This window comes from Bacillus sp. LJBV19 (genome assembly GCF_017797845.1).
Classification (GTDB): Bacteria; Bacillota; Bacilli; order Bacillales; family Bacillaceae; genus Bacillus; species Bacillus velezensis.
In genome coordinates this window covers 581,579-600,000 of record NZ_CP072563.1, presented here as the reverse complement: position 1 = coordinate 600,000, position 18,422 = coordinate 581,579, and the positions used below count along the sequence as shown (strand labels likewise).

Here is an 18,422-nt window from a genome sequence, read left to right as displayed (position 1 = left end):
CCCTAAAGCTATTTCGGAGAGAACCAGCTATCTCCAGGTTCGATTGGCATTTCACCCCTACCCACACCTCATCCCCGCACTTTTCAACGTGCGTGGGTTCGGGCCTCCATTCAGTGTTACCTGAACTTCACCCTGGACATGGGTAGATCACCTGGTTTCGGGTCTACGACCACGTACTCAATTCGCCCTATTCAGACTCGCTTTCGCCGCGGCTCCGCATCTTCTGCTTAACCTTGCACGGGATCGTAACTCGCCGGTTCATTCTACAAAGGCACGCCATCACCCGTTAACGGGCTCTGACTACTTGTAGGCACACGGTTTCAGGATCTCTTTCACTCCCCTTCCGGGGTGCTTTTCACCTTTCCCTCACGGTACTGGTTCACTATCGGTCACTAGGGAGTATTTAGCCTTGGGAGATGGTCCTCCCGGATTCCGACGGAATTTCACGTGTTCCGCCGTACTCAGGATCCACTCAGGAGAGAACGAAGTTTTGACTACAGGGCTGTTACCTCCTATGGCGGGCCTTTCCAGACCTCTTCATCTACCTCGTTCCTTTGTAACTCCGTACAGAGTGTCCTACAACCCCAAGAGGCAAGCCTCTTGGTTTGGGCTGGTCCCGTTTCGCTCGCCGCTACTCAGGGAATCGCATTTGCTTTCTCTTCCTCCGGGTACTTAGATGTTTCAGTTCCCCGGGTCTGCCTTCTCATATCCTATGTATTCAGATATGGATACCACTCCATTACGAGTGGTGGGTTTCCCCATTCGGAAATCTCCGGATCAAAGCTTGCTTACAGCTCCCCGAAGCATATCGGTGTTCGTCCCGTCCTTCATCGGCTCCTAGTGCCAAGGCATCCACCGTGCGCCCTTTCTAACTTAACCGTTAAAAAGAATCACTACGTGATATCTTGCATTACTAATTGAATGTGAATTACTTCTGTTATCTAGTTTTCAAAGAACAACGCATAGGACATGCTAACACATGCGTTGCCACAGGAAGTGGCGCATTTAGCAGGTGTTCCTATGTTTTGAAGGAATGATCCTTCAAAACTAAACAAGACAGGGAACGTTCTGTTTATAAGACCCGAGGTCTTATATTCCGTTAAAATCCTTAGAAAGGAGGTGATCCAGCCGCACCTTCCGATACGGCTACCTTGTTACGACTTCACCCCAATCATCTGTCCCACCTTCGGCGGCTGGCTCCATAAAGGTTACCTCACCGACTTCGGGTGTTACAAACTCTCGTGGTGTGACGGGCGGTGTGTACAAGGCCCGGGAACGTATTCACCGCGGCATGCTGATCCGCGATTACTAGCGATTCCAGCTTCACGCAGTCGAGTTGCAGACTGCGATCCGAACTGAGAACAGATTTGTGGGATTGGCTTAACCTCGCGGTTTCGCTGCCCTTTGTTCTGTCCATTGTAGCACGTGTGTAGCCCAGGTCATAAGGGGCATGATGATTTGACGTCATCCCCACCTTCCTCCGGTTTGTCACCGGCAGTCACCTTAGAGTGCCCAACTGAATGCTGGCAACTAAGATCAAGGGTTGCGCTCGTTGCGGGACTTAACCCAACATCTCACGACACGAGCTGACGACAACCATGCACCACCTGTCACTCTGCCCCCGAAGGGGACGTCCTATCTCTAGGATTGTCAGAGGATGTCAAGACCTGGTAAGGTTCTTCGCGTTGCTTCGAATTAAACCACATGCTCCACCGCTTGTGCGGGCCCCCGTCAATTCCTTTGAGTTTCAGTCTTGCGACCGTACTCCCCAGGCGGAGTGCTTAATGCGTTAGCTGCAGACTAAGGGGCGGAAACCCCTAACACTTAGCACTCATCGTTTACGGCGTGGACTACCAGGGTATCTAATCCTGTTCGCTCCCCACGCTTTCGCTCCTCAGCGTCAGTTACAGACCAGAGAGTCGCCTTCGCCACTGGTGTTCCTCCACATCTCTACGCATTTCACCGCTACACGTGGAATTCCACTCTCCTCTTCTGCACTCAAGTTCCCCAGTTTCCAATGACCCTCCCCGGTTGAGCCGGGGGCTTTCACATCAGACTTAAGAAACCGCCTGCGAGCCCTTTACGCCCAATAATTCCGGACAACGCTTGCCACCTACGTATTACCGCGGCTGCTGGCACGTAGTTAGCCGTGGCTTTCTGGTTAGGTACCGTCAAGGTGCCGCCCTATTTGAACGGCACTTGTTCTTCCCTAACAACAGAGCTTTACGATCCGAAAACCTTCATCACTCACGCGGCGTTGCTCCGTCAGACTTTCGTCCATTGCGGAAGATTCCCTACTGCTGCCTCCCGTAGGAGTCTGGGCCGTGTCTCAGTCCCAGTGTGGCCGATCACCCTCTCAGGTCGGCTACGCATCGTCGCCTTGGTGAGCCGTTACCTCACCAACTAGCTAATGCGCCGCGGGTCCATCTGTAAGTGGTAGCCGAAGCCACCTTTTATGTCTGAACCATGCGGTTCAAACAACCATCCGGTATTAGCCCCGGTTTCCCGGAGTTATCCCAGTCTTACAGGCAGGTTACCCACGTGTTACTCACCCGTCCGCCGCTAACATCAGGGAGCAAGCTCCCATCTGTCCGCTCGACTTGCATGTATTAGGCACGCCGCCAGCGTTCGTCCTGAGCCAGGATCAAACTCTCCGATAAAGTAGTTTGACTGACTACGCACATCGCTGTGCGATTTATTTAAAACTTTGAATTAACAGGTACGTTTTGTCTTGTTTAGTTTTCAAAGATCATTACAATGGAGCGGGTGATGAGAATCGAACTCACGACATCAGCTTGGAAGGCTGAGGTTTTACCACTAAACTACACCCGCATTTGTATTGGCGCGCCCGAGAGGAGTCGAACCCCTAACCTTTTGATCCGTAGTCAAACGCTCTATCCAATTGAGCTACGGGCGCTTATCAGGCGACTTAACTATCATACTACCAAACAGTTATGATGTCAAGTGTTTTTTATTTCTTTTCGAAGTCTTTTTCTCGACTTCATTTATTATACACGCTTTTGAGAATTTGTAAAGTCTTTTTTCAAAAGATCATTTTCTCATTTGTCGTTATCGCTTTGTTCATCAGCGACGTTTAATAATATACCATGCTCTTTAAATGAGGTCAACACTTTTACGAAACTTTTTTCTCATTTATTATTCCCTTCTATATAATAAATAAAAAAGCAGGATTCCTGGGAACCCCGCGTCTATTCAGATTACCCGCTCACCTCAGCTTCTGCGCTATTACGATCTGTTTTTTCATAAGCACGGAAGTTTTGTTCAAGCTGTTCGAGCGACAGACCTTTCGTTTCCGGAAGGAACCTTTTCACAAATATAACGGACGCTATCCCTAACAGGACAAAAATGAAGAAGGTTGCAGACAATCCGATGTTTGCGAGCAGGACCGGAAAAGTTAAACCCACAAGGAAGTTCACGATCCAGAGGCAGAAGACAGTGACCCCCATACCAAGTCCCCGCAATCGAAGCGGGAATATCTCCGACAGCATCAGCCAGGTCACCGGAGAGACAGCCCCCTGCTGAAACGCAAGGAAAGTGACTGTTAATGAAAGAACCACATAAGGAAGAGCAGGCGATCCTTTCAGCACGACAGACAGAACTCCGATCAAAAGCAGCACCGCAGTCGTTCCGATCAGCCCCGTCATCAGCATCGGGCGGCGGCCGACTTTGCCGAGAAGCCATATTCCCACAAAAGTCGCGAGCACCGAAATCACACCGTTGGCAATATTGCCGATTAATGCGGCTTTTGTCTCGAAACCGGCATCTTTTAAAATTTGAGTTCCATAATACATAATTGAATTCACGCCGGTGAGCTGCTGCACTACCGCAATTCCGATCCCGATAAACACAATGCGGCGCACCCACGGAACGGCAAGATCCTTAAAGGCGGCCTGCTCCATCTCAGCTTCCTTATGAAAGGCAGATTCAATCTCAGCGATCTCAGACTTCGCTTTCTCTTCATTCCTTATTCGCCGGAGAACGCGCAGAGCATCTTCTTTTCTTCCTTTAGAAACCAGCCAGCGCGGACTTTCAGGAACTTTCAGCATACCGAAAAACAAGAATACCGCCGGAAGGGCCGCGATAACGAGCATATAACGCCAGGCGTGAGAGGTATCACCAAGCACATTGCCGATGATAGCATTACACGTGAAGGCAAGCAGCTGGCCCGTTACAATCATCAATTCATTTTGGGTAACCATTCTCCCTCGGCTTTCCGCCGGCGACATTTCAGCCAAATATGCCGGAACGGTTACGGATGCTCCCCCAACGGCAAGCCCCAGCAGAAAACGGGAGATGATCATAACCGATACGTTAGGCGCCAGTGTACATCCAAGCGTCGCTGCAAAGAACAAAACGGCAAGGATAAGGATATTTTTACGTCTGCCGTTATAGTCCGACAATCTCCCTCCGAAAACTGCTCCGATCGCAGCCCCCAAGAGCAGGGAGCTCGCCACCATCCCTTCAGTCAAAGCCGTAAGATTAAGCTGGTCAGCTTCCGCCATAAACGGCAGCGCCCCATTAATTACACCTGTATCGTAGCCGAAAAGAAGTCCCCCGAATGTCGATACCAAAATGATGGTTCTTAAAAATGAATGCTGGCTGCTATTTTTATTCATCTTCAAATCCTCCTAGTTTTTACACAGAGATAATATCAGAATATTCAGTTATCAATATTTACACCTATAACGTCTGCATACAAGTTCTGACCGTCCAAAACAGTTATATAAGAAGAAAATGATCTGAAAGCGTTATCATTTATAGTGATTATTCGCTCTCCCCTCTCGTCAAATTGTGATTTTATAGTTACTTTGTAGTGAAGTTATAATGATATTATTGGTACTTATGTTATTATCATAATTTTAAAAGCGCTTTCAGTCAATAAATATTTCAGAAAATTTTATAACTTACCTTTATATTACCTATATGTAATCAATTTATATTTTTAATCAACTCATTTCCACAATATACTCAATAGTTAATCTCTTTTCAATAAATAATTGATTATATATTGAAAACCCCCAATCAGCAGTTGGGGGTTTTTGTTTTATTCTTCGTTTATCGTAACGATCGTTCTCCCTCTCGCTTCTCCTTTTAAAAGGGCAGGAAGCGTATCCGGCAGCTCTTCAAGTGTAATTTCCTTTTGAATAAAGGCCTCCAGATCTGCAGGCTTGAAGTCATCAGCTAAACGTTGCCATGTTTTCTTTCTTGTCTCCATCGGACAGAATACGGAATCAATTCCCAAGAGACTGACGCCGCGCAATATAAACGGAAAGACTGTAGCCGGGAGTTTCGTTCCCGCTGTCAGTCCGCTTACAGCAACTGATCCGCCGTACTGAATCTGGCTGAGAACTGAAGCAAGCGGCTCACCTCCGACCGGATCGACGGCCGCTGCCCATTTTTGTTTTTGCATCGGTTTTAACGTGCCGTTATACACTTCATCACGGTGAATGACCGTCTTCGCTCCGAGGCTCTTCAAATAGCCGCTTTCTTCCTCTTTTCCCGTACTGGCCTCGACCTCGTAACCTAAGGTTGAAAGAATGGAGACGGCAAAGCTTCCGACGCCGCCTGTCGCTCCCGTCACCAGCACCTTCCCTTTTTCAGGAGCGGCATGGTTTTCTTCAAGACGCTGGACGGACAATGCGGCAGTGAAGCCGGCGGTTCCGATCGTCATGGCTTCTTTAAGTGTCAGACCTTCAGGCAGCGGCACGATCCAATCTGCCGGAATGCGGGCCATCCCGCTATAACCGCCAAAGCGGGAAACACCTATGCCGTAGCTTGTCGCAATGACTTTGTCCCCCTCTTTGAAACGGGCGTCATCTGAGGAAACGACGATTCCCGCTAAATCAATTCCCGGCACGAAAGGATACGACGTTACGATCTTGCCGTCAGGAGTGGCAGCCAAGCTGTCTTTATAATTCACCCCTGAGTAGCAAACCTTAATCAGCACTTCACCCTCGGGAAGGTCCTGAACCGCCAGCTCCCGTACGCTGACTGAAAACCGGTCTTCACGTTGATCGACTACTAACGCTTTAAATTGATCTGTCATCACTACGTCTCCTTAAAATGAATTGAATGGCTTTGGAAAAGCATAGAATAAGTTTGATTTGATTTCAAATGTCCTGCCCCGTGTAGTATGATCAAAAGTAAAAACAGCGAAAGAGTGGTTACGCATCATGTCTGATAAACAAAACAAAGATAACAAAAACAACAACAGCGGCAATCAGCCATTACCCGACATTATTCATACCGCCGTTTTCAAGGCGCCGATACAAGTTGTCTGGGATACGGTCTCCACTGCGGACGGCCTGTCTCTCTGGTTTATGCCGAATGATTTCACACCTCAAGAAGACAGTGAGTTTCAGCTGGAATCTCCGTTCGGTCCCTCTCCGTGCAAGCTGCTGGATATTGAAGCGCCGTACCGCCTTTCTTTTTCGTGGGATACGGAAGGCTGGATCGTTTCTTTTGTCTTAAAGGAAACGGAAAGCGGAGATACGGAATTCACTCTCATTCACGGCGGATGGAAAGAGCCGGAAGCCGTCATCAATAAAGTCAATCGGAAAAGCTCCGAGATTCACAGTACGATGGATCAAGGATGGAACGGGCTTGTCAACACGAAACTTCGCGGGGCGGTTGAGGCTTAACACAAAAGGACGGACACGCTTTCCGTCCTTTTTTTGATGCCGATACATAAAAACTGACTTTGCAAAGACACTAACAGAAGAACCGAAAACTTCTTTCAGGGGGCGCTGTTTATGTATTATTACAAAGAAGAGCTGATCAATATCATTAAACCGGACAAGCCGGACCCGGCCGCGGCCAAGGTGCTTCAGGAAATTTTAGGCGGGCACTACGGAGAAATGCGGACGATGATGCAATACTTTTTCCAAAGCTCTAATTTCAGAGGAAAAGAAAAACAGTTCCGTGACCTGCTTCGCGGTGTATTTTTAGAAGAGATCGCACACGTTGAACTCGTCCAGAGTACGATTAATGCGCTGCTAGATGAAAGCGGCGCTGAGGGCGCCGGAAACCAGGCAGCAGATCAGGCGCCGCTTGACGAAGCGGTGAAACACGCCAATCCGCACCATTTTATCATCGGGGCGCAAAGTTCTCTTCCTGTAGACGCCGGCGGCAATCCATGGAACGGGTCTTGGGTATACAACCACGGGAATCTGATTTCCGATTTATTGGACAATGTCGTGCTGGAATCAACCGGCGTGCTGCAAAAGACGCGCATTTATGAAATGAGTTCAAATCAGACGTTCAGAGAAACACTCGGTTTTCTGATCGTCCGTGACAACGCCCATCAAAATGCATTTACAAAAGCGTTGGAAACACTGGGTGTCGAATGGGGCAAATTATTTCCCGTGCCGAATTATGATATTGAAAAATACCCGGAATGCCGGAAATTCGTTGAGATGGGTTATCATAATACCCAATTTAATTTCAGACTGGATCCGACACGGATCGGAGAAATTCTGCAGGGAACGACGCCGAGCCGAAACGGCGGCGAATTAAGTGTGTCCGAGCCTCCTAAAGGTTTCCCCGTGCCGGAACTTCCTGAGCTTCCGAATGAGCACAGCCCCGGACTGAAAGATATGAACTTGTAACAAAAAACGCCTGTTTCGGGCGTTTTTTGTTTTTCTGAATATGAGGTTTGAATGTGTTTAAGACGGGGAATATAAGCCGGGAGATCTTGCCATACGGCCGTTATTATAATGTGAGCACATTGCTGTACATACTTCGTTTCGAAAGTTGTCCTAATTTTCCAGCCGGCCGGCTGGGTATGTTTGAATGATAATGGGAATTATGTAAAGAGAACAATGTCTTTTCTAAGGAGGCAGCGAATGTCTAAGCAAGGAAACTTCCAGAAAACTATGTCACTTTTTGATCTTATTTTAATCGGCATGGGAGCCATATTCGGTTCGGCATGGCTGTTTGCCGTCAGTAACGTCGCCTCTAAAGCGGGCCCATCAGGCATTTTTTCCTGGCTGATCGGCGGGGGAATCATCTTATTGATCGGCTTGGTTTATGCGGAACTGGGCGCCGCGCTGCCGCGGACCGGGGGAATTATCCGGTATCCCGTATATTCACACGGACACCTGGTCGGATATTTAATTTCCTTTGTCACCATTGTGGCATACACGAGTCTTATTTCTATAGAAGTCACGGCAGTCCGCCAATACGTGGCGTATTGGTTTCCCGGTTTGACCGTAAAAGGCTCCGATTCTCCGACGATTGCCGGGTGGATATTGCAATTTGCGCTGCTCTGCCTGTTCTTCCTCCTCAATTACTGGAGTGTCAAAACCTTTGCGAAAGCAAACTTCATTATTTCGATTTTTAAATATGTCGTACCGATTACGGTAATTGTGGTACTGATTTTTCATTTTCACCCGGGCAATATGACCGTTCACGGATTCGCGCCTTTCGGCTTCACCGGAATTCAGGCCGCGATTTCCACAGGCGGCGTCATGTTTGCATACCTTGGGCTGCATCCGATTGTGGCTGTCGCGAGTGAAGTGCAGAATCCGAAGCGGAACATTCCGATCGCATTGATTGTCTGTATTATCGTGTCTACTATTATTTACACCGTGCTGCAGCTCACTTTTATCGGGGCGATCCCGGCGGATACCCTGAAGCACGGATGGCCGGCTATCGGGACTGAATTCTCCCTTCCGTTCAAAGATATCGCCGTTTTGCTCGGTTTGGGGTGGCTGGCGACATTGGTCATTTTAGATGCGATTTTATCACCGGGCGGTAACGGAAATATCTTTATGAATACGACTTCACGTCTCGTCTATGCCTGGGCCAGAAACGGAACATTATTCAGCATTTTTTCTAAAGTCAATAAAGAAACCGGGACACCGCGTGCCTCCCTTTGGCTTTCGTTCGGTCTGGCTGTTTTTTGGACGCTTCCGTTCCCTTCTTGGAACGCTCTTGTCAACGTATGCTCCGTCGCATTGATTCTGTCTTATGCGATTGCGCCGATTTCTTCTGCGGCGCTGAGAGTAAACGCGAAGAATATTAACAGACCGTTTTATTTAAAAGGGATGAGCATCATCGGACCGCTGTCGTTTATTTTTACCTCTTATATTGTATATTGGTCCGGATGGCGCACCGTATCCTGGCTTCTCGGTTCTCAAATTGTCATGTTTCTGATCTATCTCTGTTTCAGTAAATATGCTCCCAAAGATGATGTCAGCATACGGCAGCAGCTGAAATCAGCATGGTGGATCGTCGGCTTTTATGTCATGATGCTGATTTTCTCCTATCTCGGCTCGTTCGGCCACGGATTGGGCATTATCAGCAATCCGCTTGACCTGATTCTGATCGCCATCGGTTCGCTCGGTATTTATTACTGGGCAAAATATACGGGACTGCCGAAGGCTATGATCGACAGTGATAAATGACGAATGCCGGAAAGAAGTATGGTCTTCTTTCCGGTATTTTTATTTTAAAGGATGACAAAAAAGCGAACATGCGATAAAATGAATGATAGTCATTCATAAAAGGAGGAACCCCTCTATTGGCAAAACAAAGCTCGGGAAAATACGAAAAGATCCTGCAAGCCGCGATTGAAGTCATTTCTGAAAAAGGATTAGACAAAGCATCCATTTCAGAAATCGTCAAAAAAGCCGGCACGGCCCAAGGTACGTTTTACTTATATTTTTCTTCTAAAAACGCACTGATATCCGCGATTGCAGAAAACCTGCTCGACACTACGCTGGACAGAATAAAAGGGAAAACGGACGGTTCTGAAGATTTTTGGACGTTGCTGGACATTTTGGTAGATGAGACATTTCACATCACCCGGCTTCATAAAGATATTATCGTTCTCTGTTATTCCGGTCTTGCCATCGATCATTCAATGGAGAAATGGGAAGCCATTTATCAGCCTTATTATTCCTGGCTGGAAGGCGTGATCAATACGGCCATTGAACAGGGTGAGGTCCACAGCGGCATTCATGTCAGATGGACGGCCAGAACGATTATCAACGTTGTCGAGAACGCGGCTGAACGGTTTTATATCGGCTGTGAACAGGATGTCGATCTCGAAGTATATAAAAAAGAAATATTCAGCTTTCTCAAAAGAAGCTTGCAGAAATGATTGGCGGAGACCGATCATTTTTGACCGCCGTAAAAATGACTGACATTCATTCATAACTGAGGTGACTGTATCATGTATTGGCTGCTTGTATTGATAGCCGGACTGTTAGAAGTCGTTTGGGCGTCCGCCCTGAAGCATGCGGATTCGCTCTTTGATTGGATCGGTATTTTCCTTCTGATTGCCGTCAGCTTTCTGATGCTGATCCGCTCTTATAAAAAAATTCCGATGGCTGCCGCATATACCGTTTTTGTCGGAATAGGCACCGTCGGCACATATGTAACGGGCGTCATTTTAGGCGAATCGTTTTCAATCGGGCAAATAATCTTTTTGGCTTTGCTGTTGTCCGGCATTTTAGGAATGAAGGTATTTACGAAAGAAACTGAAACAAGGGGTGAACATTAATGGCATGGCTGCTGTTATTTATTGCCGGAGCGGAGGAAGTTGTAGCGGCCGTTGCCATGAAACATATTGACGGTTTTAAAAAAAAGTGGCCGCTGATTGTCATGGTAACAGGCTTTATGCTTTCATTCTTTTGCCTTTCCGGAGCGATGCAGGTTCTTCCCACAGGTGTCGCGTATGCGGCTTGGACCGGCATGGGAAGCATCGGCGTTTCGGCCGTGGGCATACTTTGGTTTAAAGAAAAATTCAATCTGTCACAATTGGTGTCTCTGGGGCTTATCCTCATCGGTGTCATCGGCTTAAAACTGACAGCGTGACGGCCTGAGACAGCTTTTTAAATAAAAAACAAAGGACCCTAAGCGGGCCCTTTGTTTTTTTATGCTGTTTTGATCTGTTCCGCTTTTCCCGCTCCGACTCCGAAAATGAAGATCAGAACGGAGACTGCGATCAGCATGAATAACGGAACCGTCCAGCCGTGCGTGATGTCATGCAGCAAACCGAATACGAGCGGCCCGAACGCGGCAAGCAGGTATCCGAATGACTGGGCCATGCCGGAAAGCGCCGCGGCTTCATGAACATGCCGGGTCCGCAGGCTGAAGAACATCATCGCCAGACTGAACGCACAGCCTCCCGCAATTCCGATCAAAATGACCCATAGCGGAGTGAGAGCCGGGCTTCCGAAAAGAACGCCGGCAATGCCGATAAGGAAAAATAAAGCCGTCAGTCCGGCGAGTGCGCGCTGATTTTTCATTTTAGCGGCAGCGATCGGCACGATAAAAGTAATCGGCAGGACTGAGAATTGCATTAATGAAAGCATCCATCCCGCCTTACTTGAGCTGAGTCCATTCTGCTGAAGAATTTCCGGCAGCCAAGCGATGACGGTGTAAAAAATAAGGGATTGCAGCCCCATGAACATCGTCACCTTCCAAGCCAGCGGAGACCGCAGCAGACTGCTTTTCTTCTCTCCGTTTGTCCCAGTCGTGCGGACGGGCAGTTCGCGTCCTCGCATTTGCGGAATCCACATGACAAACGCAATGAAAGAAAGGATAGCCCAGCAGCCGAGCGCGCCTTTCCAGCCTAACCCCGCTGAAGAGGCGATCGGCACGCTGATGCCGGATGCAATCGCGCCGCACAGATTCATAGAAACCGAGTAGACGCCGGTCATGATGCCTAAATTTCCGGGAAACTTATGTTTAATGAGACTCGGCAGCAGGACGTTGCATACGGCGATCGACAATCCCAACAGGATCGTTCCGAAAAAGAGAGTGCCGATTCCGGCGATGGAGCGCAGCAGAGTTCCGGCTGTCAGGACAATTAATGATGACAGTAAGACAATCTCGGTCCCGAAGCGCCGGGACAATAAAGGAACAAACGGCGACAGACATGCAAAGGCCAAAAGCGGCACTGTCGTAATGGTGCCGGCAGCCGCATTGGTCATGCCAAGGCTGTCCCGAATTGAGGAAACGAGCGGTCCGACCGATGTCAGAGGCGCTCTGAGGTTGGCCCCTATCAATATGACTCCGATGACCAGCAATATCAGTTTTTTACGCTGACTTGCTTGCAGAATTTGATGTTCGTCTTTAATTTTCATGTTCATCCTCCATGTGTATTGTATCTTTAAATACTCTGATGTATTGGTTGACGGCCTCCATGGCCTGATCCGGTTTCTGTCCGATAATCGCGGCGGCAAGCTGGGTGTGGATCCGTATAGCAGGGGTGATTTCCAACAGGTTATGGACTGACGCACAAAGCGCCTCCGTCATATGCTCGTATAGATCAGAAAGCATGTTGTTATGGGCCGCCTGTACAATTGTTTTGTGCAGCTTAATGTCGGCTTCGGCATACCGTTTTCGATCTTCATTTTGCAAGGCCGCTTCACATTCATCCAAGCATGCCTTCAGTGCTTTCAGGTCTTCGTCATTACGCCTTTCCGCCGCCAATCGTGCAGCTTCTCTTTCGAGTGCGTACCTGACTTCTAATGTTTCAAGCAAATTTGATTTTTTAATATGGCGGTAAAATGCCGCGCCGAGAACACTGGATGAGCTGACATACGTACCGCTCCCCTGCCTTGTCTGAAGCAGGCCGGCATGTACGAGCGCCCGAATGGCCTCACGCAATGTGTTTCGGCTCACATCAAATTGCTTCATTAAATCCAGCTCAGGGGGAATGCGCGTCCCGACCGGCCATTTATCCGATTGAATTAACGATTCAATTTGCGCCACCACTTGTTCTACGAGCGACAGTCTGCTTGTTTTGGATATCTCCATCAAAACACCTCTGAAATTTGTAGGATGATTCTATCATTGGGTAATATAACATAAAAGAAGCGAAGATGTAAATCAGCGGCAACAAAAAAAGAGTGAGTTTTTCTCTCACTCTTCGGCGCTTTTATGAACGTTTTATATTGACTGAGGTCACGACAAACTTGTCATGACGGTGGCGGGAAAATGAATATTCAAAGGGAGTGCCGTTGTCCAAAAAGCCTACATGCTCGACTTCAAGTATCGGGTCATCCGGCCGGCAGCCGAGATATTGCTGATCCATATCATCCGACTTGCACGCTCTGATTTTTCTGTGTGAGCCTGCGATTTTGAGCTGGAGTTCCCGCGTAATATGATCGTAGATGGAATGGTTGAGCACCTCGTCATTAATGCCGGGTATAAGGCTCGCCGGCATGTACGTTTTTTCAAGAACGTACGGTTCGCCTTCAACGATTCTGAGCCTCACTACATAATAGACGGGAGTCTTTTCATCGATGGCCAAATGTGCGGCGACATCTTGAGACGGAAACTGCACTTCAAACCGGATGACCTTGCTCTTGATATTCTTTCCTTTTAACAAATTGCTCAGGCCGAGAATTTCGTTGCTGACTACGTGAACGTGCTCATCCTGCATGGCTGATTGAATGATAAACGTGCCGTGCCCTCTTTTTCTGAAAAGCATCCCTTCAGCCGCAAGTGTATCAAGCGCCCGCTTCATCGTCATCCGGCTGCACCCGAACTCCGCAGCGAGCGTCTTTTCATCCGGGATCGGCTGATCTATGTCATATACACTGCTTTTAATCCTCTTTCTCATTTCGTTGGCGATTTTTTCGTACTTATTCATCGGTTTCCTCCGGCTGTATAATGTTTGATCTGTATAGACTCCTTACGGTTATCATAAATTTTTTTCCCTGCTTCATCAATGACGTTACAGCCGCCGATATTGAAATTTGAAAGGATTTCCTCGAATTTTCTATGGAATCTCCCTCACTATTATGGTAGAATTTTTTGCAGAAACGGACACAACCGAATATTGCATACATTGTATAACCTCAATGATATGGTTTGAGGGTGTCTACCAGGAACCGTAAAATCCTGATTACAAAAATTGTCCCGTACACTTTTTGTAATCAGGATTTTTTATTTTCTAAAAAATAAAAAAAGGAGTATCTGTACATGAATTTCAAAGTATTTCTGCTTGCAGCATCTACCATCGCAGTCGGATTGGTTGAATTAATTGTGGGCGGTATTCTTCCGCAAATCGCTTCCGACTTAGATATATCCATCGTCAGCGCGGGGCAGCTGATCAGCGTGTTTGCGCTCGGTTACGCGGTATCCGGCCCTCTGCTTTTGGCAGTGACGGCAAAGGCTGAACGAAAGCGGCTTTATTTAATCGCACTGTTTATTTTCTTCCTAAGTAATCTGGTCGCTTATTTCAGTCCCAATTTCGCCGTACTTATGGTGTCACGGGTGCTCGCTTCCATGAGCACAGGGCTGATTGTCGTCCTTTCTTTAACGATTGCTCCTAAAATCGTGGCACCTGAATACAGAGCGCGGGCGATCGGCATCATTTTCATGGGGTTCAGCTCCGCAATCGCTTTAGGCGTGCCTGTCGGTATTATCATCAGCAATGCCTTCGGATGGCGCGTTCTGTTCTTGGGAATCGGCGTATTATCTCTCGTTTCCATGCTGATTATCAGCGTCTTTTTCGAAAAAATACCTGCTGAAAAAATGATTCCGTTTCGTGAGCAGATCAAGACGATCGGGACCGCCAAAATTGCCAGCGCACATCTTGTCACCTTGTTTACATTGGCGGGGCATTACACACTCTATGCCTACTTTGCGCCTTTTTTGGAAAGAACGCTTCATTTGAGTTCCGTTTGGGTCAGTGTATGCTACTTTTTGTTCGGTCTGTCAGCGGTATGCGGCGGCCCGTTCGGAGGCTGGCTGTATGACCGCTTAGGGGCATTTAAAAGCATCCTGCTTGTGACCGTTTCTTTCGCTCTGATCCTGTTTATTCTTCCGCTGACAACGGTTTCTTTAATCATTTTCCTGCCTGCGATGGTGATCTGGGGATTGCTCAGCTGGAGCCTTGCGCCGGCGCAGCAAAGCTATTTAATCAAAATTGCGCCTGAGTCTTCCGATATTCAGCAAAGCTTCAACACGTCCGCTTTGCAGATCGGCATCGCGCTCGGGTCAGCCATCGGCGGCGGCGTGATCGGACAAACCGGTTCAGTCACAGCAACAGCCTGGTGCGGAGGTTTGATTGTCATTATCGCTGTCGCGTTAGCTGTATTCTCTTTAACGAGACCTGCTTTGAAAAGAAAATCCGCATAAATGTGAGACCGCAAAAAAGCCAAAGGAGTTCCTTCGGCTTTTGCGGTCTTTTTATTTTGCGGCAGCAAGCTCGTCTTCTGTCACCCATTTATGATTGGTTACTTTTTGGCCGCCGTCAGTCGGTGTATAGTCGACCATATAAACGGTTGTCTTTTTGGCTGAATCAATAACGGCTTCGGCGCCCTTCATGCCTTTCATATGGGATGCCTCGATCACGGCCTTGTCACCCGGTTTTAACGTTTTATTACCGGCGCCCTTCAGCTCTTCCTGAATGACCCATTTATGATCTTCGACGCGCTTTCCTCCCGTTTCCGGAGTGTAAGATACACTGTAAACCGTTGTATCATAAGCACCTTTTACGGTTCCTTGCGCATTTTTCATGCCTTTCATATGAGAAGCTAAAATCATGACGTCACTGCCGACCTTATAAGTCGGATTTTCGGCCTTCTTTAAACCTTTCGGCACCTCGGATGAACCTGAGTGATTCATGTCTTCGTGAGAGTGCGTTTCTTTGTCTTTCGCTTTTTCGCTTCCTCCTGAAGATTGGCTGTTGCATCCGGCAAGCGCCAGAACGGGGATCAGGAGAAACATGCTGAATAAAAATAGTCTCGCTTTCATTTCAAGAACTCCTTTGCCTTTTTGATTTTTCACTTTCCCTTTCGTTTCTTCGGTAAAACAAAAAGATGGCCTGTCATTTCTCCTAATTCTTCAAATCTCTCTTTATTGCCTTTCATCAGGTGAAATTGTTCACAAAATGTACACATTAATGGAGATGCAGTATAATTCAATTATCAGATAATAGGGGGAACTCATCATGAAAACGAAGGTTTTTGCGGTGGTATTGGGCGCTGTTTTAATGATTGCGGGGTTGGTTTTGGCAGAAGTTTCGCTTTATATGGAATACATCACAATGCTCGGAGCTATGATTTTTTCTTCTATATTTATGTCAGAGCCGAAAAAAAAATTTCGCGTCATCAAAGGGGTTTGACTTTTCTATTACCGCCGTCTTCTCAGGACGGCGGTTTTGTTTTGCATGTCACTCAGTCTATCCGCACAGCCGTTTCTTCTGTGCCGTCCTGATATAAAACAAAATGTGAGGCTGTTTGTGCTTTATCACCTGCAAATTCAATTTCAAGCGGCAGCGCCCTGACAAAATAACGGGTTTCCGTCATTGGGAATAATTCGAATGGTGTCTGCCCGTCTATTGTAAGATACAATCGGTTTTCTTTTACCGCCACCGATGCATGTGTGTCATCCTGAAATGAGTAATTGCCGGTAAATCTGCTGTAAATCGCAGGATCGATATCTGCTTTTTTCTGATCTGCCGGACGTTTCGGAATCACGTATGGCTGATCAAATAAGATGTTTACAGCCGCGGCAATTACAGCTTGTTCAAATTGATACGATTGTTCCATATTGCTGAGATAAATCAGTGTTTTATTCTGGTCAATATACCGGATCATCAGAGTTGAATAGCCCGGCCAGCCTCCGTCGTGACTGATAACCTTCCCTTTTTGCCGGCTGTTTTGAATCATCCAGCCAAATCCGTATCCGAATTGCTCTTCTTCATTCCAATAGCCCGGTGTAAACGCTTGATTTTTAGACTCTTTGCTGATGATTTCTTCCGTATAAAGAGCCTGATCAAACAGATATAAATCTCTAATAGCGGAGTTAACGGTTCCGTCACCTTGAATTCCGTCAAGAAAGACGACATAATCGGTTTCCTCAAGTTCATCCGGCAGCACATATTCTCCGGAATGAACATCATACACATAGCCATATGCATAGTTCGGGATGTTTTCTTTACTCAGCCTTCTGTTATAAATCCGCGTATCGTGCATACGAAGCGGATGAAATACGGCTTGTTTCATAAATTCAGCAAAACTCATGCCTGATACAATTTCTATAATAACCGCTAACACCACATACCCCGTATTACTGTACAGCCACTCCTTGCCCGGCGGGAAATAAGCATCCGGCTTATGCTGCTTAAGCATATCGATCACATCTTGATTAACGGCAATTCTGTCCCGGTCCCAATGTGTTAAGAACAACTCCATATAGTCCGGCAATCCTGACGTATGATGGAGTAAATGCCGAATGGTAATGCCCGGATAAGGAAAATCAGGAAGCCACTGCTCTATCATATCGTCATAACGCAGCTTCCCTTGCTGCTCTAAAATGATAACGCCCAAAGCTGTAAACGGCTTCGATACTGAGGCCAATTCAAAGACCGATTGGTCATTCAGCATCCTCTTTGTATTCAGTTCTGCAGCGCCGAATGACCCCTGGTATAAGATGCGGCCGTTTTCCGCTGCCAATACAGCGCCGTTTATTTCATGTCTTTCGTCTAAAGTGCTGAAAAGCTGTTCAAACGCTTGTTTTTTCTTATCGTTCATTTCACGAACCTCCATATACAAGCTGATTTACTCTTTTATACGAACGGCCGCTATAGAAGTTTCAATATTTTCCCTTCTCGAAACACCAGTCAGTATACTGCCGTTCAGGCAGCCGCGGAGGTTTGATGAATGTCTTTTATTCACACAATACTGTGCAGGCTTCAAATTCAACATGCTTCTCGTCTTTATTTGCACCGGCAATTTCCATGGTCGAAAACATCGCGCAGACGACGGCTTTGTATTCGTTCATGACGGTTTGAATTTCAATCAGGAACCGTTCGGATGAAGCCGCGTATTCCGTTACGTACTCTTTCATTTTGCCGATAATATCATCTGCCTGACGGCTGAAGCCGGCCGCCTCCAAGTCACTCTCAAACTGGTTTTTGTTGATCATATGAATATGCATTTTTAAAGGCTCCTTTCAGCAGCATTTTGTGGTTATATCTACTGTAAAGGACAGGCTTGGATAAACTTTTAATAAAATATGAACAAAATATGAATTGGCTCATCGGCCTGACCGGCGGGCTTTCGGCTGTGCTCCGTTTCATTTGGACTACATGAAATAATGACTTCTTTACTCTGTTAAAAACGGCTCATATATGATCTAATACCAGTAAAATGTTTAGGAGGCGGCCTATGTCAGCAGCAGGAAATCGGCAAAAATTTTGGGTCATGGCGATGCTTATAGCGGTCTTTGCTGTGTTCGTTTTCTCTTTTTCTGAGAATCATTCACAAAAGGACTGGCACACGGCGGTTGACCAGGCGTCAGTGAATGTCTTCGGCCAGCAGATCTTTGAAAAAGACCGTCTGGCAAAAACACTCGACGCACGTGAGGCAGAATCTCTTCTGACTCTTGTGAAACTTGCAAATGAAGAACATCACATCATCTAAAAGCCATTA

The 18,422-nt window shown here is 47.1% G+C and carries 17 protein-coding genes, 2 tRNA genes, 2 rRNA genes and 1 riboswitch (1 of these 22 cut by a window edge); of the genes, 9 read left to right on the top strand and 12 right to left on the bottom strand.

Annotated elements, in window-relative coordinates:
• From J6600_RS03075 to J6600_RS03050, 6 genes are all read right to left on the bottom strand, one after another.
• Nucleotides 1-879, bottom strand: a 23S ribosomal RNA gene (locus tag J6600_RS03075); it reaches 2,051 nt to the left of the window's first position.
• 233 nt (nucleotides 880-1,112) lie between these two features.
• Nucleotides 1,113-2,660 (bottom strand): 16S ribosomal RNA (locus J6600_RS03070).
• Together the 16S and 23S rRNA genes with 2 tRNA genes alongside form the textbook arrangement of a ribosomal RNA operon.
• A 98-nt stretch (nucleotides 2,661-2,758) precedes the next feature.
• Nucleotides 2,759-2,832 (bottom strand) — tRNA-Gly (locus J6600_RS03065).
• Between the two features lie 8 nt (nucleotides 2,833-2,840).
• Nucleotides 2,841-2,917: transfer RNA gene (locus J6600_RS03060), tRNA-Arg, on the bottom strand.
• Between the two features lie 301 nt (nucleotides 2,918-3,218).
• Nucleotides 3,219-4,637, bottom strand: coding sequence for a sugar porter family MFS transporter (locus J6600_RS03055; protein ID WP_209387944.1), 1,419 nt, complete (start codon nucleotides 4,635-4,637; stop codon nucleotides 3,219-3,221).
• 428 nt (nucleotides 4,638-5,065) lie between these two features.
• Nucleotides 5,066-6,067, bottom strand: coding sequence for an NADPH:quinone oxidoreductase family protein (locus tag J6600_RS03050; RefSeq protein WP_021495014.1), 1,002 nt, complete (start codon nucleotides 6,065-6,067; stop codon nucleotides 5,066-5,068).
• 127 nt (nucleotides 6,068-6,194) lie between these two features.
• Between J6600_RS03050 and J6600_RS03045 the strand changes: the two genes are divergently transcribed.
• The 6 genes from J6600_RS03045 (at nucleotide 6,195) to J6600_RS03020 (ending at nucleotide 10,842) form a co-directional block, all read left to right on the top strand.
• Nucleotides 6,195-6,662, top strand: a complete 468-nt coding sequence (locus J6600_RS03045) for an SRPBCC family protein (protein WP_017419162.1) — start codon at nucleotides 6,195-6,197, stop codon at nucleotides 6,660-6,662.
• 111 nt (nucleotides 6,663-6,773) lie between these two features.
• Nucleotides 6,774-7,628 carry a manganese catalase family protein gene (locus tag J6600_RS03040; protein ID WP_014417059.1) on the top strand — a complete coding sequence of 285 codons (855 nt, stop codon included), beginning with the start codon at nucleotides 6,774-6,776 and terminating at the stop codon, nucleotides 7,626-7,628.
• A 237-nt stretch (nucleotides 7,629-7,865) separates the two neighbouring features.
• On the top strand, nucleotides 7,866-9,428 hold the full coding sequence (locus tag J6600_RS03035) for an APC family permease (RefSeq protein ID WP_017419163.1): 1,563 nt from the start codon (nucleotides 7,866-7,868) through the stop codon (nucleotides 9,426-9,428).
• Nucleotides 9,429-9,544: 116 nt separating this feature from the next.
• Nucleotides 9,545-10,126 (top strand): TetR/AcrR family transcriptional regulator, encoded by a 582-nt coding sequence (locus J6600_RS03030; RefSeq protein WP_007409294.1) that lies wholly within the window; start codon nucleotides 9,545-9,547, stop codon nucleotides 10,124-10,126.
• A 72-nt stretch (nucleotides 10,127-10,198) separates the two neighbouring features.
• Nucleotides 10,199-10,528, top strand: a complete 330-nt coding sequence (locus J6600_RS03025) for a DMT family transporter (protein WP_021495015.1) — start codon at nucleotides 10,199-10,201, stop codon at nucleotides 10,526-10,528.
• On the top strand, nucleotides 10,528-10,842 hold the full coding sequence (locus tag J6600_RS03020) for a DMT family transporter (protein WP_003156024.1): 315 nt from the start codon (nucleotides 10,528-10,530) through the stop codon (nucleotides 10,840-10,842). The genes J6600_RS03025 and J6600_RS03020 overlap by 1 nt, the downstream gene beginning before the upstream one ends.
• Before the next feature lie 59 nt (nucleotides 10,843-10,901).
• On the opposite strand, the gene J6600_RS03015 is transcribed toward J6600_RS03020, so the two are convergent.
• The 3 genes from J6600_RS03015 to J6600_RS03005 all read right to left on the bottom strand — a co-directional run bounded on the left by J6600_RS03015 (nucleotide 10,902) and on the right by J6600_RS03005 (nucleotide 13,630).
• Nucleotides 10,902-12,116 carry a CynX/NimT family MFS transporter gene (locus tag J6600_RS03015; protein ID WP_012116961.1) on the bottom strand — a complete coding sequence of 405 codons (1,215 nt, stop codon included), beginning with the start codon at nucleotides 12,114-12,116 and terminating at the stop codon, nucleotides 10,902-10,904.
• The gene (locus tag J6600_RS03010) at nucleotides 12,106-12,792 is read right to left on the bottom strand and encodes a FadR/GntR family transcriptional regulator (protein WP_014417058.1); all 687 of its coding nucleotides are present in this window, start codon (nucleotides 12,790-12,792) and stop codon (nucleotides 12,106-12,108) included. Before J6600_RS03010 ends, J6600_RS03015 begins: the two co-directional genes overlap by 11 nt.
• A 121-nt stretch (nucleotides 12,793-12,913) precedes the next feature.
• Complete coding sequence (locus J6600_RS03005) at nucleotides 12,914-13,630, bottom strand: GntR family transcriptional regulator (RefSeq protein WP_007409298.1); 717 nt, start codon at nucleotides 13,628-13,630, stop codon at nucleotides 12,914-12,916.
• 178 nt (nucleotides 13,631-13,808) lie between these two features.
• A riboswitch (purine riboswitch) is annotated at nucleotides 13,809-13,908 on the top strand.
• Between the two features lie 54 nt (nucleotides 13,909-13,962).
• On the opposite strand from J6600_RS03005, the gene J6600_RS03000 reads away from it, so the two are divergent.
• Nucleotides 13,963-15,123, top strand: a complete 1,161-nt coding sequence (locus J6600_RS03000; RefSeq protein ID WP_022552681.1) for an MFS transporter — start codon at nucleotides 13,963-13,965, stop codon at nucleotides 15,121-15,123.
• A 51-nt stretch (nucleotides 15,124-15,174) separates the two neighbouring features.
• Here the strand turns inward: J6600_RS03000 and J6600_RS02995 are convergent, their stop codons facing one another.
• Entirely contained in the window at nucleotides 15,175-15,741 is a 567-nt protein-coding gene (locus J6600_RS02995) for a YdhK family protein (RefSeq protein ID WP_014417056.1), read from the bottom strand.
• Nucleotides 15,742-15,937: 196 nt separating this feature from the next.
• Between J6600_RS02995 and J6600_RS02990 the strand changes: the two genes are divergently transcribed.
• Nucleotides 15,938-16,111: a hypothetical protein gene (locus J6600_RS02990; RefSeq protein WP_209387943.1), complete on the top strand. Its 174-nt coding sequence runs from the start codon at nucleotides 15,938-15,940 to the stop codon at nucleotides 16,109-16,111.
• A 52-nt stretch (nucleotides 16,112-16,163) separates the two neighbouring features.
• Here the strand turns inward: J6600_RS02990 and J6600_RS02985 are convergent, their stop codons facing one another.
• The gene (locus J6600_RS02985) at nucleotides 16,164-17,522 is read right to left on the bottom strand and encodes a serine hydrolase (RefSeq protein WP_209387942.1); all 1,359 of its coding nucleotides are present in this window, start codon (nucleotides 17,520-17,522) and stop codon (nucleotides 16,164-16,166) included.
• 136 nt (nucleotides 17,523-17,658) lie between these two features.
• Nucleotides 17,659-17,928 (bottom strand): hypothetical protein, encoded by a 270-nt coding sequence (locus tag J6600_RS02980; RefSeq protein WP_007409303.1) that lies wholly within the window; start codon nucleotides 17,926-17,928, stop codon nucleotides 17,659-17,661.
• Nucleotides 17,929-18,158: 230 nt separating this feature from the next.
• Between J6600_RS02980 and J6600_RS02975 the strand changes: the two genes are divergently transcribed.
• Entirely contained in the window at nucleotides 18,159-18,413 is a 255-nt protein-coding gene (locus J6600_RS02975; RefSeq protein WP_014417054.1) for a hypothetical protein, read from the top strand.
• Nucleotides 18,414-18,422: the final 9 nt, after the last annotated feature.

Coding starts and splice junctions, on each gene's coding strand:
- J6600_RS03055 (WP_209387944.1), bottom strand. CDS start 4,637: ATGAATAAAAATAGCAGCCAGCATTCATTTTTAAGAACCATCATTTTG.
- J6600_RS03050 (WP_021495014.1), bottom strand. CDS start 6,067: ATGACAGATCAATTTAAAGCGTTAGTAGTCGATCAACGTGAAGACCGG.
- J6600_RS03045 (WP_017419162.1), top strand. CDS start 6,195: ATGTCTGATAAACAAAACAAAGATAACAAAAACAACAACAGCGGCAAT.
- J6600_RS03040 (WP_014417059.1), top strand. CDS start 6,774: ATGTATTATTACAAAGAAGAGCTGATCAATATCATTAAACCGGACAAG.
- J6600_RS03035 (WP_017419163.1), top strand. CDS start 7,866: ATGTCTAAGCAAGGAAACTTCCAGAAAACTATGTCACTTTTTGATCTT.
- J6600_RS03025 (WP_021495015.1), top strand. CDS start 10,199: ATGTATTGGCTGCTTGTATTGATAGCCGGACTGTTAGAAGTCGTTTGG.
- J6600_RS03020 (WP_003156024.1), top strand. CDS start 10,528: ATGGCATGGCTGCTGTTATTTATTGCCGGAGCGGAGGAAGTTGTAGCG.
- J6600_RS03015 (WP_012116961.1), bottom strand. CDS start 12,116: ATGAAAATTAAAGACGAACATCAAATTCTGCAAGCAAGTCAGCGTAAA.
- J6600_RS03010 (WP_014417058.1), bottom strand. CDS start 12,792: ATGGAGATATCCAAAACAAGCAGACTGTCGCTCGTAGAACAAGTGGTG.
- J6600_RS03005 (WP_007409298.1), bottom strand. CDS start 13,630: ATGAATAAGTACGAAAAAATCGCCAACGAAATGAGAAAGAGGATTAAA.
- J6600_RS03000 (WP_022552681.1), top strand. CDS start 13,963: ATGAATTTCAAAGTATTTCTGCTTGCAGCATCTACCATCGCAGTCGGA.
- J6600_RS02995 (WP_014417056.1), bottom strand. CDS start 15,741: ATGAAAGCGAGACTATTTTTATTCAGCATGTTTCTCCTGATCCCCGTT.
- J6600_RS02990 (WP_209387943.1), top strand. CDS start 15,938: ATGAAAACGAAGGTTTTTGCGGTGGTATTGGGCGCTGTTTTAATGATT.
- J6600_RS02985 (WP_209387942.1), bottom strand. CDS start 17,522: ATGAACGATAAGAAAAAACAAGCGTTTGAACAGCTTTTCAGCACTTTA.
- J6600_RS02980 (WP_007409303.1), bottom strand. CDS start 17,928: ATGCATATTCATATGATCAACAAAAACCAGTTTGAGAGTGACTTGGAG.
- J6600_RS02975 (WP_014417054.1), top strand. CDS start 18,159: ATGTCAGCAGCAGGAAATCGGCAAAAATTTTGGGTCATGGCGATGCTT.